This window comes from Actinomadura bangladeshensis (genome assembly GCF_004348335.1).
In the GTDB taxonomy this organism is placed as follows: domain Bacteria; phylum Actinomycetota; class Actinomycetes; order Streptosporangiales; family Streptosporangiaceae; genus Spirillospora; species Spirillospora bangladeshensis.
Genome location: NZ_SMJW01000010.1, coordinates 49,479 through 64,674, shown reverse-complemented (window position 1 = coordinate 64,674; position 15,196 = coordinate 49,479). Strand labels below are relative to the sequence as shown.

Annotated in this window: 13 protein-coding genes; 8 read left to right on the top strand and 5 right to left on the bottom strand. The window is 72.8% G+C overall.

The window, feature by feature from the left end:
- Window positions 1-27: 27 nt before the first annotated feature.
- On the bottom strand, window positions 28-972 hold the full coding sequence (locus E1284_RS04015) for a DUF5996 family protein (protein ID WP_131937148.1): 945 nt from the start codon (window positions 970-972) through the stop codon (window positions 28-30).
- A 101-nt stretch (window positions 973-1,073) separates the two neighbouring features.
- Between E1284_RS04015 and E1284_RS04010 the strand changes: the two genes are divergently transcribed.
- From E1284_RS04010 to E1284_RS03990, 5 genes are all read left to right on the top strand, one after another.
- Window positions 1,074-1,445: a DUF3054 domain-containing protein gene (locus E1284_RS04010; RefSeq protein ID WP_131937146.1), complete on the top strand. Its 372-nt coding sequence runs from the start codon at window positions 1,074-1,076 to the stop codon at window positions 1,443-1,445.
- A gap of 109 nt (window positions 1,446-1,554) precedes the next feature.
- Window positions 1,555-3,201 carry an AMP-binding protein gene (locus E1284_RS04005; protein WP_131937144.1) on the top strand — a complete coding sequence of 549 codons (1,647 nt, stop codon included), beginning with the start codon at window positions 1,555-1,557 and terminating at the stop codon, window positions 3,199-3,201.
- A 56-nt stretch (window positions 3,202-3,257) separates the two neighbouring features.
- A complete protein-coding gene (locus E1284_RS04000; RefSeq protein WP_131937142.1) occupies window positions 3,258-6,257 on the top strand; it encodes an AMP-binding protein in 3,000 nt (999 codons plus the stop codon).
- A gap of 99 nt (window positions 6,258-6,356) precedes the next feature.
- Window positions 6,357-7,712: a cytochrome P450 gene (locus E1284_RS03995; protein WP_131937140.1), complete on the top strand. Its 1,356-nt coding sequence runs from the start codon at window positions 6,357-6,359 to the stop codon at window positions 7,710-7,712.
- On the top strand, window positions 7,709-8,518 hold the full coding sequence (locus E1284_RS03990; RefSeq protein WP_131937138.1) for an SDR family oxidoreductase: 810 nt from the start codon (window positions 7,709-7,711) through the stop codon (window positions 8,516-8,518). The genes E1284_RS03995 and E1284_RS03990 overlap by 4 nt, the downstream gene beginning before the upstream one ends.
- Before the next feature lie 58 nt (window positions 8,519-8,576).
- On the opposite strand, the gene E1284_RS03985 is transcribed toward E1284_RS03990, so the two are convergent.
- On the bottom strand, window positions 8,577-9,449 hold the full coding sequence (locus tag E1284_RS03985; RefSeq protein ID WP_131937136.1) for an oxygenase MpaB family protein: 873 nt from the start codon (window positions 9,447-9,449) through the stop codon (window positions 8,577-8,579).
- 106 nt (window positions 9,450-9,555) lie between these two features.
- On the opposite strand from E1284_RS03985, the gene E1284_RS03980 reads away from it, so the two are divergent.
- Together E1284_RS03980 and E1284_RS03975 are read left to right on the top strand one after the other, a co-directional pair.
- Entirely contained in the window at window positions 9,556-10,197 is a 642-nt protein-coding gene (locus tag E1284_RS03980) for a TetR/AcrR family transcriptional regulator (RefSeq protein WP_243714237.1), read from the top strand.
- 75 nt (window positions 10,198-10,272) lie between these two features.
- Entirely contained in the window at window positions 10,273-11,790 is a 1,518-nt protein-coding gene (locus tag E1284_RS03975) for a carboxylesterase/lipase family protein (protein ID WP_131937134.1), read from the top strand.
- 7 nt (window positions 11,791-11,797) lie between these two features.
- On the opposite strand, the gene lhgO is transcribed toward E1284_RS03975, so the two are convergent.
- The 3 genes from lhgO to hisN all read right to left on the bottom strand — a co-directional run bounded on the left by lhgO (window position 11,798) and on the right by hisN (window position 14,210).
- Window positions 11,798-12,985 carry an L-2-hydroxyglutarate oxidase gene (lhgO, locus tag E1284_RS03970; RefSeq protein ID WP_131937132.1) on the bottom strand — a complete coding sequence of 396 codons (1,188 nt, stop codon included), beginning with the start codon at window positions 12,983-12,985 and terminating at the stop codon, window positions 11,798-11,800.
- A 42-nt stretch (window positions 12,986-13,027) separates the two neighbouring features.
- Window positions 13,028-13,219: a hypothetical protein gene (locus E1284_RS03965; RefSeq protein WP_131937130.1), complete on the bottom strand. Its 192-nt coding sequence runs from the start codon at window positions 13,217-13,219 to the stop codon at window positions 13,028-13,030.
- Between the two features lie 187 nt (window positions 13,220-13,406).
- On the bottom strand, window positions 13,407-14,210 hold the full coding sequence (hisN, locus tag E1284_RS03960) for a histidinol-phosphatase (protein ID WP_131937128.1): 804 nt from the start codon (window positions 14,208-14,210) through the stop codon (window positions 13,407-13,409).
- Between the two features lie 135 nt (window positions 14,211-14,345).
- On the opposite strand from hisN, the gene E1284_RS03955 reads away from it, so the two are divergent.
- Window positions 14,346-15,194 carry a hypothetical protein gene (locus E1284_RS03955; protein ID WP_131937126.1) on the top strand — a complete coding sequence of 283 codons (849 nt, stop codon included), beginning with the start codon at window positions 14,346-14,348 and terminating at the stop codon, window positions 15,192-15,194.
- The last annotated feature ends 2 nt before the right edge of the window (window positions 15,195-15,196 follow it).

Below are 15,196 nucleotides of genomic sequence, written 5' to 3'. Positions count from 1 at the left end.
CCCCCGGGGCTGCGCCCCTGGCCCCCCTTATTGCTCGGGGCGGGGGTTTTGCTTTGGGTGAGTTGGGTTCGTTTCCAGGGTCTCTCGGTCCCAGTTCGCGTTCTCCGCCGCTGCCTCGTAGGTGGACTGGAAGAATTCGGCCGCTGTCGCGTCCGGGGCTGCTGCGGTGGCCACTGCTTCGTAGGGGAGGACGAACTCGCCCAAGGTGCTGCTGTAGTGGGCGGACTGCGGGGCTACCGGGTGATCCGCGTAGCCGGGGGGTTCCGGGTAGGCGTAGCTGTAGAAGGCGCCCTCCTCGCCTCCCCCCGGCCAGAAGCCGGCGCTGGACAGCTCTCCCGAATAGCCCTCCGTCATCACCCAGTCGGGGCAGTTGGCGGCGCCGCCGGGGTGCGTCGGCGCGGAGCGTCCGGAGAACCTCGTGCAGGCCATGTCCATCGCGCCCCAGAAGAAGTGCACGGGGCTGACCTTGCCGGTGAAACGGGAGCGGAACGCGCCGAGGACGCGGTCCGCCTGGAGCAGCTGGCGCCAGAACAGGTTCGCGGCGTCAGGGTCGTAGGAGGCGTGGTCGCGGTCCTCGGCGAACGGGATGGCCGGGTCGACCTCGTTCGGAACGGCATGGATTTGCGCGTCAATGCCCAGCTTGCTCAGGGCGTCCATGGTGTGGGCGTAGAAATCCGCTACTGGTTTGGGCTCCAGGGCCACTGTGCGTGATTCGCCCGTGCTGCTCCTGATCCGCAGGACGTGGTCGACGAAGTCGAACTCGATGTCGAAGACGCCGGTGCCGTACGGGACCGCGGAGGTGGTCAGGCCTCGCGGGGTCACGTACAGGGTCACCTGCCACCAGTGGTTGAGCATCGGCGCGTGGGCCAGCCGGATCTTGCCGATGATCTGCGTCCACATGTGCAGGGTCTCGCGCGTCGCCGTCCAGTCCGCGACCCGCAGCCGCGGCCAGCCGCCTGCTTGCTCGGCCATCACACCTCCATCGCTCAGTTCCCCTCGGCCGACCCCGTACCCCGAACGGGCCCCCTCACCACCCGCTCCGCGGTGTGCCGCGAAGCGCCTACGCTGGAGGTATGCGGAATCTTGTGGGCGGGGTCGCGGACGTCTGCTGCGTGCTCGTCTTCGTGGCGATCGGGCGGGCCTCGCATGAGGAGGCCGCCAGCCTGAGCGGGTACGCCACCACCGCCTGGCCGTTCCTGGTGGGGCTCGCTGCCGGGTGGGGCCTTTTCCGGGCTTGGCGCAGGGCCGATGCGCTGGTTCCCGTGGGGGTCGGCGTTTGGTTGTCCGCCGTGGGCGTCGGGATGCTGCTCCGGGTTGTCTCGGGGCAGGGGACCGCTCTCGCGTTCGTGATCGTCGCGCTCTCGTTCCTCGGTGCGACGCTGCTCGGGTGGCGCGCTGTGGCGCGGGTCGCCGAGCGGCGGGTCCTGTCGGTTCCCTCCAAGTGACCGCCCGGTCTCTTTGACCGATCGAACCGGTTGACGGCGGGCGCGCGGTGCTGGTGAAGTTACCCGCGAGTCACGTGGGTGACCGTGATCATGTTGAAGGGGAACACCGATGGCATCTGCGCTGCGCGCATGGCTGGAGACGCCGAACACCGGACGTGGCGTGCACCTGGCGGCCGACGACGGCGGCTGGGAGTACCGCGACTACGGTGCGCTGGCCGCCGCCGCGCGGCGCACCGCCGGGGCGCTCATCGAGGAGGGCGTCCGGCCGGGCGACGTCGTGTGCCTCATCCTGCCCACCGATTTCACCTGCATCGAGACCTACTTCGGGGTGTGGGCGGCGGGTGCGACCGTCTGCCTGATCACGCCGCCGCTGTTCCAGGACGGCGACGACTACGTCGCCCATGTCGCGGCGATCCTGCGGCAGGCGTCGCCGGCCCTCGTGGTCGCGTCCAAGGACCTCGCCGAGTACGCGGGGCGGGCCATGGACCAGGCCGGGCTCAGCGGCGAGCCGTGGCAGCCGCAGCAGGGCGAGGAGGCGGAGGTGCGGCCCGCCGGGGAACTGGCCCTGCTGCAGTTCACCTCCGGGTCCAGCGGCGCCCCGCGGGGCGTCATGGTCACCTGGGAGAACCTGGAGGCCAACAGCGACCTGATCGCGCGCATGGCCGGGTACGAGGACGGCGACGTGGTCGCGTCCTGGCTGCCGCTCTACCACGACATGGGGCTCATCGGGACCTTCATCACGCCGATCGCGCGGCAGGGGATGCTGCGGCTGATGCGGCCCGACCACTTCATCCGCGACCCGGCACGCTGGATCCGGTGCTTCGCCGAGGCCCAGCACACGGCTGCGCCGCCGTTCGCCTACGCCTACTGCGCGCGGCGGATCAAGCCGGAGCAGCTGGAGGGGCTCGACCTGTCGGGCTGGAAGATGGCGCTGATCGGCGCCGAACCGATCGACCCGCACGCGCTGGAGGTGTTCGCGCAGCTCGTCGAGCCGTTCGGGTTCTCGCGCGCGACGTTCAAGCCGGCCTACGGGATGGCCGAGACCACGCTGCTCGTCACCATGGACAACGCGCGGCGCGACCCGCTTGCCGTCCGGCCCGACCCCGAGGCGCTGGCGTTCGGGCAGCCCGTCCGGATCCTCGACCAGCACCGGCTCGGCCCCGCGTCGATCGGCGCCAAGGCCGGGTGGGTCGTGGGGTGCGGCACGCCTGAAAGTGATGTGCCCGTCGTGATCGTCGACGACGACGGGAACGAGCTCGCCGAGGGGCTGCTCGGGGAGATCGTCGTGGGCGGTGCCTCGGCCTGCCCGGGGTACTACGCGGGGGCCGAGGCCAAGTCGACCCGGTTCATGGACGGCAAGGTCTACACCGGGGACGCCGGCTTCTTCCACGAGGGCCAGCTGTTCGTCCTCGGGCGGATGGGCGACAGCATCAAGGTCCGCGGGCGGTCGGTGTACGTCGAGGACCTCGAATCCAAGATCGCCGAGGTGAGCGGGCTCGGCCGGGGCCGCATCGTGGTGGTCGGCGTGCCGGGCGCCGGGCAGAAGGGGCTCGCGCTGTTCGCCGAGACGCAGAGCGAGGAGTGGGTCCCCGCGGTCCGCGAGACGCTGCGGCGCCGGGTCGGGGACGACGTCGAGATCACGGTCGTGGTCGGGACCGGGCTGATCCAGCGGACGTCCAGCGGCAAGCCCCGCCGCCGGTACATGTGGGAGCGGCTCCAGGGCGGCCGGATGGACGGGGCGCGGGTCGTCGCGTAATTGCTAAAGCCGCTGACAACAGGACACCATGGCGTTGACGCTGCGAGAGGTCGACGATGCCGTCTGTTGCCAGAACGCTGTTCCGCCTGGGCGCCCGCCTGGGATCCACCGCCCAGAACGCCCTGGAGGTCGCCCGGTTCGGGGGATTCGACACCGGCGAGGACGCGTCCCCCTGCGAGGTCGCGACCGAGCAGCGGGTGTACCGGCTGCGGCACTACTTCCCGGAGGCGGCGGGCGGGCCCGTGATGCTGCTCGTCCCGCCGCTGATGATCACCGCGGAGGTGTACGACATCTCCTCGCGGGTCAGCGCGGTGAAGGTGCTGCACGACCTCGGGGTCGATCCGTGGGTCGTCGACTTCGGGGCGCCCGAGCGGGAGCCCGGCGGGCTCGAGCGGACCGTCAGCGACCACGTGCTGGCGGTGAGCGACGCGGTCGACCGGATCCGGAAGGCGACCGGCAGGGACGTCCATCTCGCCGGGTACTCGCAGGGCGGCATGTTCGTCTACCAGGCCGCCGCCTACCGGCGCAGCGAGGGCATCGAGTCGATCGTGACGTTCGGCAGCCCGTCCGACACGAGCCGGGGGCTGCCGTTCGGGCTGCCCGGCCGGCTCGCGTCGGAGGGCGTCGAGCGGATCCCCGACTGGATGCTCGGCGGGTTCGCCGTGCCCGGCTGGGTGACGCGGCTCGGCTTCCAGGTCCTCAGCCCCGTCAAGTCGGTGCGGTCGCGGGTCGACTTCATCCTCCAGCTGCACGACCGGGAACGGCTCGCACCGCGCGAGCGGCAGCGCCGGTTCCTGGAGCGGGAGGGCTGGGTGTCGTGGCCCGGGCCCGCGCTCGCCGAGTTCCTGCGGCAGTTCATCCAGCACAACCGGATGCTCACCGGCGGGTTCGTCATCGGCGACCGGCTCGTCACACTCGCCGACATCACGTGCCCGGTCCTCACCTTCGTCGGTGAGGTCGACGAGATCGCGTCGCCGCTCATGGTCCGCGCCATCCGGCGGGCCGCGCCGCGCGCCCAGGTGTACGAGGCGTCGCTCAGGGCCGGGCACTTCGGGCTCGTCGTGGGCAGCCTCGCGATCGCGCAGACCTGGCCCGCCGTCGCGTCGTGGACGCTGTGGCGCGAAGGCAAGGGCGAGCTCCCGGAGATCGTCGTGCCCGTGGCGGGGGACGAGGAGGCCGCCTCCGCCGAACTCCCCGGCGGACCGGCCGGATACGGGCTCCACCTGGCGATGGGCATCGGGGCCAGCGCCGCGCGGTCGGCGCTCCGGACCGCCTCGCAGGTCGTCCACGGCAGCCGGCAGCTGAGCGGCGAGGCCGCGCAGAACCTGCCGCGGCTCGCGCGGCTGGAGCGCATCCAGTCCGACACCCGGATGTCGATGGGGCTGCTCCTGGACGAGCAGGCGCGGCACCGGCCCGGCGAGGTCTTCTTCCTGTACCGGGGGCGCGCCCACACCCACGACGCGGCCAAGCGGCGCGTCGACGCCGTCGTGCGCGGGCTGATCCACATCGGCGTGCGGCGCGGCGACGCGGTCGGCGTGCTGATGGGGACCCGTCCCACCGCGCTCGCGCTCGTCGCGGCGCTGAGCCGGCTCGGGGCCGTCGCGGTGCTGCTCCGCCCCGACGGCGACCCCGCGGCGGAGGCCCGGCTCGGCCAGGTGACGCGGGTCATCGCCGATCCCGAGCACGCGGAGCCCGCCGGGAAGCTGGAGGGCGTCCAGGGGTACCTGCTCGGCGGGGTCGGGCGCGGCGACCGCGGCTCCCTCGTCGACATGGAGCGCATCGATCCGGACCAGGTGGAACTGCCGGGGTGGTACCGGCCGAATCCGGGGCGGGCCGGTGATCTCGCCTTCGTCGTCTTCCGGGGTGACGGGGAGCACCTGCGGGCCAGCCGGATCACCAACCGGCGGTGGGCGCTGTCGGCGTTCGGGACGGCGTCGTCGGCCGCCCTGTCCTCGTCCGACACCGTCTACAGCATCACGCCGCTGCAGCACCCGTCCGCGCTGCTGATGAGCCTCGGCGGAGCGGTCGCGGGCGGCGCCCGGCTCGCCCTCGCCAGCGCCCCCAATGCGGTTCCCGGGGGGCGTGGGGGGTCGTCCCCCCACATGGAAATCGACCCGGAGACGTTCTGGGACGAGGCGCGCCGCTACGGCGTCACCGTCGCGTCCTACACCTGGACGCTGCTGCGCGACCTCGTGAACGCGCCGCCGAACCCGGCCGAGCGGCACCACGCCGTCCGGCTGTTCATCGGGTCCGGGATGCCGCGCGGCCTGTGGCGGCGGGTCGAGGACCGGTTCGCGCCCGCGCGGGTCCTGGAGTTCTACGCCTCGACCGAGGGCGAGGCGGTGCTGGTCAACCTGAGCGGCAAGAAGCCCGGCTCGCTCGGGCGGCCGCTGCCGGGCAGCGCGCGCGTCCGGCTCGCCCGCTACGACCTGGAGAGCGGGCGCCTGGCCGAGGGGCCCGACGGGTTCGCGGTCCGGTGCGAGCCGGGCGAGATCGGCATGCTGCTCGCGCGGGTCCGGCTGTCGGCGATCGGCGCGGCGGCGCGCCCGGTGCGGGGCGTCTTCCGGCCCGAGGACGCCTGGACGATCACCGGGGACCTGTTCCGCCGCGACGCGGACGGCGACTACTGGCTCGTCGGACGGGAGGCCGAGCTGATCCGCACGGCCGAGGGCATCGTCCCGCCGGGCCCGATCCGGGACGCGCTCGGCGACCTGCCGTACGTCGACGGCGTCGCCGTCTACGGGATCCCCGCGGGCGGCACCGAACTGGCGGCCGCGGCGATGAGCCTGCGCGGAGCCGGCGAGGTCAAGCCCATCGACCTCTCCGAGGCGCTGCTGCGGGTGGAGCCGGGGCTGCGGCCCGCGCTCGTCCGGGTCGTGGACGCGCTGCCCGTCACGGCCGGCGGGCGGCTGCGGCTCGCGCCGCTGCGGGACGAGGGCGTCCCCGACGGCGGCGGATCCGCCTACTACCGGGACAGGGCGGGCGCCTACCGGCCGCTCACCGAGGCCGCGCGGCGGCGGCTGCTCCGGGGCGGGACGGCCCGCGAGGCGCGCTGACGCGCAAGTCACCGGCGATAAGTCTGGACTTACGGGCGCCCGCTACGTTAGAACAAAGCAACAGATTTCGCTTATTTGTTGCACGCGTCCGGAGGGGTCATGACGAGCGTCCTCGCGCCGCCGCCGCACGGCAGCGGCCTGAAACCGGTCCCCGGCGTGCCCGGCCTGCCGTACATCGGCAGCACGCTCGCGGTGATGCGCGACCCGATCGGGATGGCCCGCAAGCGCTACGACCAGTACGGGCCCGTCGCCTGGGGGTGGCTGCTCGGACAGCGCACCGTCACCGTCCAGGGGCCCGAGGCCGCCCAGGCCGTCCTGGTCAACCGGGACAAAGCGTTCGCGAACGGGCCCGCCTGGAGCTACTTCATCGGGCCGTTCTTCACCCGGGGCATCATGCTGCTCGACTTCGAGGAGCACCTGCACCACCGCCGCATCATGCAGGAGGCCTTCACCCGCCCGCGGCTCCAGGCGTACATGGAGGCGATGGCGCCCGGCATCATCAAGGGCGTCGAGTCGTGGGAGCCCGGCCCCGGCTTCAAGGTGTACGACCACATCAAGAAGCTCACGCTCGACCTCGCCGTGGACGTCTTCATGGGCGTCGAACTGGACGACGCCGAGCGCGCGCGGGTCAACGGCGCGTTCATCGACGCCGTCCGCGCCGGGACGGCCTACGTGCGCTTCCCCGTCCCCGGGCTGCGCTGGCACCGCGGCCTGCAGGCCCGCAAGGTGCTGGAGGAGTTCTTCTACCGGCACCTGCCCGCCAAGCGCCGGGACGGCGGCGACGACCTGTTCGCCGCGCTGTGCGCGGCCGAGACCGACGACGGCGAGCGGTTCACCGACGAGGACGTCGTCAACCACATGATCTTCGCGCTGATGGCGGCGCACGACACCACCACCATCACGCTGACGACGATGTCGTACTACCTGGCCAAGCACCCCGAATGGCAGGAGCGGCTGCGCGAGGAGTCCCTCGCCCTCGGCAGGCCGCAGCCCGGCTACGGCGACCTCGACCACTTCACCGGCATCGACATGGTGATGAAGGAGTCGCTGCGGATGGTCGCGCCCGTCCCGGCGCTGCCGCGCAAGGTCGTCAAGGACACCTCCATCCTCGGCTTCCACATCCCGGCCGGCTCCCTCGTCGTCGTGCCGATGCTCAGCAACCACCACATGCCGCAGTGGTGGCCCGACCCGGACACGTTCGACCCCGGGCGGTTCTCCCCGGAGCGCCGCGAGGACAAGGTCCACAAGTACGCGTGGGCCCCGTTCGGCGGCGGCGCGCACAAGTGCATCGGGATGTACTTCGCGGGGATGCAGGTCAAGACCATCCTGCACCAGGTGCTGCGGCGCTACCGCTGGAGCGTCCCGGCGCGCTACGAATGGCCCCTGGACACCACGTCCCTTCCGTCGCCGAAGGACGGGCTCCCCGTCCGCCTCGACCGCCTGGAGCAACAATGAGCAAGGTCATCGCCGTCACCGGGGCCGCGCGGGGGATCGGTCTCGCCACCGCCCGCGCGCTCCGGGCGAAGGGCGCGACCGTCGTCATCGGCGACATCGACGAGGCCGCCGTCACCGCGGCCGCCGAGTCGCTGGGCGTCACCGGCCTCGTCGTGGACGTCACCTCCCGCGCGTCGTTCACCGCGTTCCTCGACCGGGTGGAGGAGGCGGCCGGGCCGCTCGACGTCCTGGTCAACAACGCCGGGATCATGCCGATCGGGCCGGTCACCGACGAGAGCGACGCCGACGCACGCCGCTGCATCGACATCAACGTGCACGGCGTCATGCTCGGCACCAAGCTGGCCCTCGGCCGGATGCTTCCGCGCGGGTCGGGGCACATCATCAACATCGCGTCGATCGCCGGCGTCATGTTCACGCCCGGCCTCGCCCTCTACAACGCCAGCAAGGCCGCCGTCCTCGCCTTCACCGAGGCGACCCGGCTGGAGGTCCAGGGCCGGGGCGTGCACGTCGGCGCCGTCCTGCCGACGTTCACCAACACCGAACTGGTCGCGGGGACGCGCAGCCCGAAGGGGCAGAAGAACTGCGAGCCGGAGGACATCGCCGCCGCCGTCGTCGAGCTGATCGGCCGGCCGCGCCCCCAGGTCGCGGTGCCGAAGAAGCTCGGCACGCAGGTCCGCCTCGGCGCACTGCTCCCCGAGCGCCTCCGCCAGGCGACGTCCCGCCGCCTGGGCCTGGACAAGATCTTCCTGGAGTACGACCCGGACGCCCGCAAGGCCTACGACGCCCGCATCCGCTCCACGATCTAACGTTGACCTGCGGCGTGTTGTTGTTATGAGGCGCTCCATAACAACAACACGCCGCAGGTCAACGTTGGCGGGTGCGCTGGAAGGCGCGGCGGGCCTGGGGAAGGTAGCGGACTGCCTCTGGGAGTAGGGGCCACGCTCGGTTCGCCGCCCGGACGGCCGCGGCGAACCGGCGGTAGCGGCGCTCGTCGGCGGCGGTCCAGGGCAGGTTCAGTAGTTCGCGCATGCGCGGGTGCAGGCCGCCTACCGTGATGAAACGGGCTACCGCGTTCAGCGGCGGTGAGACCGCGCGCCATAGCGGTGCGGGGACCCGCTTCGGCCGCGGCAGGCCCTTGGTGACGTAGCCGACGCCGTACCGGGCGGTCTTGTGCGCGACGATCTCCTCGTCCAGCATCCGCTTCCAGTACGCCTGGAACTCCTCCCAGTCCGCCGGCATGGCGCGGTCGCTGACCCCGTACATGCGGAACCAGGTCTTCGACTCCTCGTACACGCGGCGCTTCTCGGCGTCGGTGAGAGGGCGGATGAACGTCTCGATCCCGTACAGCATGGTGTCGAGGAAGGTCGCGTGCGCCCAGTAGTAGGTCTCGGGGTCGAGCGCGTGGTAGCGGGTGCCGTCCGGCATCGTCCCCTTGATGTCGCGGTGGTAGTCGCGGACCTTCCGGCCCGTCTCGGCGGACCGCTCCCCGCCGTACACGGTGTCCAGGATCGGCCCGGCGGACCGCTTCACCCGCGCGAAGGTCTCCTTGAAGAACACCGAGTGGTCGAGGACGCCCTGGCCGAGCGCGGGCAGCATGTTCTGCAGGACGGCCGCCCGGGGCCCCACCAGGGCCATCCGGGTGTCGCCGAAGTAGCGCCAGGTCAGTGAGCCCGGTCCGAGCGGAGCCGGGGGCGGCGTCTCCGCAGGGGGCTTGTGGGTCTCGGCCTGGTCCGTCATGTGCACCGCCGCGATGAGGAGACAGAAGTACAGATCGACGATTATTGTAGCTCTGTATCGTCCGGCGCCACGAGCCGGACGCCCCGATCCCGTTAGGGTGCTGGCCATGACCATGGATGCCACGACCCCGGACGCGCTGCGGGCCCGGCTGGCCGCGCCGGAGGGCGGCGCCGACGGCCTCGACACCCGGATCCTGGACGCGGCGCTCGCCGAGTTCGAGACCTACGGGCTGCGCCGGGTCAGCGTCGAGGACGTCGCCAAGCGGGCCGGGGTCGCGCGCACCACCATCTACCGGCGGTTCACCAACAAGGAGCAGCTGCTCCAGGCGGTGATCCTGCGGGAGTGCCGCCGCTTCCTCACCGCGATCGCCGAGGCCACCGAGGACCTCCCGTCCGCCGAGGACGCCGTGGCGGAGGGCTTCGTGGTCGGGCTGCGCAGCGCCCGCACGCACCCGCTGATGCGGCGCGTGCTGGAGAGCGAGCCGGAGGCGTTCGTGCCGCAGCTCAGCATGAACGGGGGCGCGGTGATGCTCGCCGCCCGCGACATCCTCGCCGACCGGCTGCGCCGCGCCCGCCCCGGCGGCGCCGAGGACCACAACACGGTCGCCGAGGTGCTGCTGCGGCTCGCGGTGTCGCTGCTGCTCGTCCCCGGCGGCGGGCTCGCGCTGGACGGGGACGACGCCGTCCGCGCGTTCGCCCGCGACTACCTCACCCGCATGCTCCACCCCGCTCCGCGCGCCGGGGGATGAGCGGCATTCCAGCGGGCGCGTCGGTCCCGTACCCTCTGGTTTGTCGAATTTCGTTCTAGAACCCGGAGGCGCGCCATGGAGGCGGTCGTCCAGACGTCCCACGGGAAGGTGCGCGGCAGGACACGGGACGGCGTCACCGCCTTCCTCGGCGTCCCCTACGCCGCGCCCCCGTTCGGCCCGAACCGCTTCACGGCGCCGCGCCCGCCCGAGCCGTGGGACGGTGTCCGGGACGCCTTCGAGTTCGGGCCGACCGCGCCGATGCCCGGCTACCCGAGACCGTTCGACACGCTGCTGCCCGAGCCCGCGATCCCGGGTGACGACTGCCTCAACCTGAACGTCTGGACGCCGTATTTCTCGGGGGGTACAGGGGGGTCGTCTCCCCTGAACGACACGACGCCCGAGCCCGGCGGGTCGGGGCTGCCCGTCATGGTGTGGATCCACGGCGGCGCGTTCCGGAACGGGTCCGGGGCCGTGTCCGTCTACAACGGGCACAACTTCGCCCGCGACGGCGTCGTCTGCGTGACGATCAACTACCGGCTCGGCGTGGAGGGCTTCGCGAACCTGCCCGGCGCGCCGTGCAACCGGGGGCTGCTCGACCAGATCGCCGCGCTGGAATGGGTCCGCGACAACATCGCCGGGTTCGGCGGCGACCCGGGCAACGTCACCGTCTTCGGCGAGTCCGCGGGCGGGATGAGCGTGACCACCCTCGTCTCCCTCGATCTCGGGCTGTTCCGGCGCGCGATCGCGCAGAGCGGCGCCGGGCACATCGCGCAGGACCCGGACGACGCCATGCTCGTCACCAGGGAGATGGCGGCGCGGCTCGGCATCGAGCCGACCGCGGCGGCGTTCGCCGCGCTCGACCCGGCCGCGATCCTGCCCGCGCAGGCGTCCGTCGCCGCCGAGGTCACGATGGTGCCGGATCCGGGCCGCTGGGGCGCCACCACGGCCGCGGGCGGCATGTCCCTCACCCCGGTCCTGGACGGCGAGCTGATCACCCGGCGCCCGCAGGACGCCATCGCCGCCGGCGCCGGGCGCGACGTCGACCTCCTCCTCGGCTACACCTCCGAGGAGTTCCGGTTCTTCCTGATGCCGACCGGTCTCGCGGCCGAGCTCACCCACGACATCGTGGGCCTCGTCACGGCCGGGATGGGCGTCCCGGCCGGGCTGCCCGCCGCCTACCGCGACCGCCACCCGGACATGACGGCCGGCGAGCTGATGGCGACGATCATCACCGACCACCTGTTCCGGATCCCCGCGAACCGCGCCGCCGCCGGGCACGCCGCCTCCGGCGGGCGCACCTGGATGTACGAGTTCGCGTGGCGGTCCCCGAACCACGACCTCGGCGCCTGCCACGCGCTGGAGCTGGGCTTCGTCTTCGACAACCTGACCGCCGAGGCCGAGGGGCTGACCGGGCCGAACCCGCCGCAGGCGCTCGCCGACCGGATGCACCGCCACTGGGTCGACTTCGCCGCCACCGGCGACCCCGGCTGGGAGCGCTTCGACCCGTCCACGCGGCTGGTGCGGATGTTCGACGGGCCGGGCGACGAGACCGTCACCGACCCGCGCGGCGACGTCCGCAAGCTCTGGGACTGAGCCCGCCCTAGAGCCGCTCGACCACGTGCTCGGCGATGGCCAGGGAGGACGTCGCCGCCGGGGACGGGGCGTTCCGGACGGCCACGACCGGGCCGACCCGCCCGATGCGGAAGTCGTCGACCAGCGATCCGTCGGGGTCCACCGCCTGCGCGCGGACCCCGGCGGGCGCCGCGACGACATCGGCCGCCGTCAGTTCCGGGACGAAGCCGCGCGCCTCCGCGACGAACGCCCGCTTCACCGCCGACCCGTACAGCTCCTTCGCGCCCGTCCGCCAGTGCCGCCGCGCCAGGTGCCGGAAGCCCGGTTGGCGGACCGTCTCCCACAGGTCGGCCGGACGGACGTCCCGCCGCCTGTACCCCTCCCTGGCCAGCGCCAGGACGGCGTTGGGGCCGACGTCCACGCCGCCGTCCACGCGGCGCGTGAAGTGCACGCCGAGGAACGGGTAGCGGGGGTCGGGCACCGGGTAGATGAGGCCCCGGACCAGGTCCGTCCGGGACGGGACGAGCCGGTAGTACTCGCCCCGGAACGGGATGATCGCCGGTGCGGGCGCGTCGCCGGCCAGCCGTGCCACCCGGTCCGACTGGAGCCCGGCGCACACGACGAGCCGGTCGAACACCAGTTCCTCGTGCGGGGACGCGACGGTGACGCGGTCGCCGGCCCGCCCGATGCGGACCACCTCGAAGCCGAGCCCGACCCGCCCGCCGCAATCGGCGACGTCGTCGGCGAACGCGCGGGCGACCGCCGGGAAGTCGACGATCGCGGTGGTGGGGGAGTGCAGCGCGGCGACCCCGGCGGCGTGCGCCTCGATCTCCCGCAGCCCGGCACCGGTCAGGCGCCGCAGCCCCGGGACGCCGTTGGCCGCCGCGCGCCGCTCGATCTCGTCCAGGGCGGCCAGTTCCGACGCGTCGCGGGCGACGACGACCTTGCCGCACTCCTCGTAGGGCAGGCCCCGATCGGCGCAGTACTCCTTGAGCAGGCCGATCCCGCGCCTGCACAGCGTCGCCTTCAGCGAACCCGGCGCGTAGTACAGGCCCGCGTGCGCGACGCCGCTGTTGTGGCCCGTCTGATGGGCCGCGACGCGGTCCTCCTTGTCGAGGACCGTGACCTCCACGTCGGGGCGCGTCCGGGCCAGCCGGCGCGCGATCGCCAGCCCGAGGATCCCCGCGCCGACGACCCCGACCCTCGTCTCCGCCACACCGGCACCCTAGCGGGCGCCGGCGGCCCGCTCTCCGGGCGCTCAGCTCCCGAGGCGCTTGCGCCCCTGCGCCCGCACCCGCTTGCGCTGGGACGGGTCGAGCATCAGGTAGCCGACGAGCGGTGCGCCGAGGACGCCGAGGATGATCAGCGCGCTCAGCCACCACGGGAAGACGAACAGGGTCAGGAAGCCGACGACGACGCCGCCGATCACTACCTTGGTCTGGGTCGACATCTGGTACCTCCGTTTACGGGCCGCCCACCTGGAACAACGGCCGTCCCGCGACCGCTGTTCCACGATATGTCGCGAGTCGCGCCGAAAGCCAATGCCGGGCCGCCCTACCTTCCGGGTGCCGCCGCTGTTCCCGGGGAGGTACCCCCTGCCGCGCGGTGTGAAGCCTGCTCGCGGGCCGGGCGGGGCGTCAGATGCGCAGGGAGAGCTGGCCGCCGCCCAGGGTGCGCAGGACGTCGGCGTGGAGGTGGCCGTTCGTGCAGACCACGCTGCCGCCGTCCGGGCCGGGGACGCCCGTCAGGTCGGTGAACATGCCGCCGGCCTCCTCCACGATGACCTGGAGGGCGGCGAGGTCCCACAGGGAGACCTCCGGCTCGGCGGAGATGTCGACGGCGCCCTCGGCGACCATCATGTGCGACCAGAAGTCGCCGAAGGCCCGCGTCCGCCACACCGACCGGGTCAGGTCGAGGAAATGGGTGAGGCGGCCCTGCTCCTCCCAGCCGCTCAGGCTGGAGAACGACAGGGACGCGTCGGACATCTCGCTCACCGCGGACACGTTCATGCGGGTGGCGCGGGTGAGGCTGCGGCCCGTCCAGGCGCCGCCGCCGCGCGCCGCCCACCAGCGCCGGTTCAGCGCCGGAGCCGACACGACGCCGACGACGATCTCGTCGTTCTCCATCAGTGCGATCAGCGTCGCCCACACCGGGACGCCGCGCACGAAGTTCTTCGTCGCGTCGATCGGGTCGATGATCCAGCAGCGGTTGCCGTAGCCGGTCTTGCCGTACTCCTCGCCGAGCACCGCGTCGCGCGGGCGGGCCCGCTTCAGCGTGCCGCGGATCTGCTCCTCCACGCTGCGGTCGGCGTCGCTGACCGGCGTCAGGTCCGGCTTGGTCTCGATGTCGAGATCGAGGGCGCGGAAACGCCTGGTCGTGATGTCGTCGGCCCCGTCCGCCAGCACGTGCGCGAGACGCAGGTCATCGGAATAGCCCGCCACGGCCAGCCACGCTACCCTGATCACCGCCCGTCCAGACACACTTACCCGTGCCGATCCGGCTTTTCGGTCCTCCGGACGGGGCGCGCCGGGCGCGGTGGGCGGTGCCGCGGGGCGGGCAGTGGCAGCATGGGGGCCATGGCGCACGACCTTCCCGCGTGGGTGGCCGAGCTGACCGACCCGCGCCGGGCGGCGACGCTCGACGAGCTCGCCGACCGCCTCGTCCCCCTGGCAGAGCACGCCATCGACGTGTCCCGTCGATTGCAGGCGCAGCTCAACGAGCTCAACGACCCGTTCAAGCGCGAGGCGCTCTACGGCCGCGTCGAACGGCTGAAGGCCCGGGTGGGCGAGGCCCTGGACGAGATCACGGCGGAGATCGCCGCGTCCGGGGCGGAGCGCATCGAGCGGGTCTGGGCCGACTGGACCGAGCAGGCCGGGCCCGGCGAGCACGGCGCCCGGCACCGGGAGCTGCGCCGGCTGCTGGACCGCGACGTCGTGGCGGTGCTGTCCAGGCAGCAGCAGGACGTCGCCGAGCAGGTCGCCGAACGGACCTCCACCGCGCTGGAGGAGGCGACGCAGACGCTGCTCACCCGGGTGGAGGAGCTCGCCAAGGCGGTCACCGACCTGATCCACGACGTGCTGCCGCTCGCCCGCGAGGGGCTGACGCTGGCCAGCCGCATCTCGGCCCTTTCCGGCCACGCCCGCAAGGCCGGGCGGGGACCGGTTCCGGACGAGCTGCGGAGCGCCGGCGCCGAGACGTCCCGCGCGTTCGACGAGGCCGTGGCGCGGCTGGAGCTGGAGTGGGCCGCGCTCGGCGCCCGCTCGGCCACCGTCCGGGCGGCGCTGCGCGGCGCGGAGGAGAGCGCGTTCAGCCACGTCACCGAGGAGATGACCCGGTGCGTGGAGGAACTCGCGCCCCGGCACGTCAAGGCGCTCAACGAGGCCGAGGCCAAGGCCCGCACCCTCTTCGAGGAGTCGCGCGGCTAGCC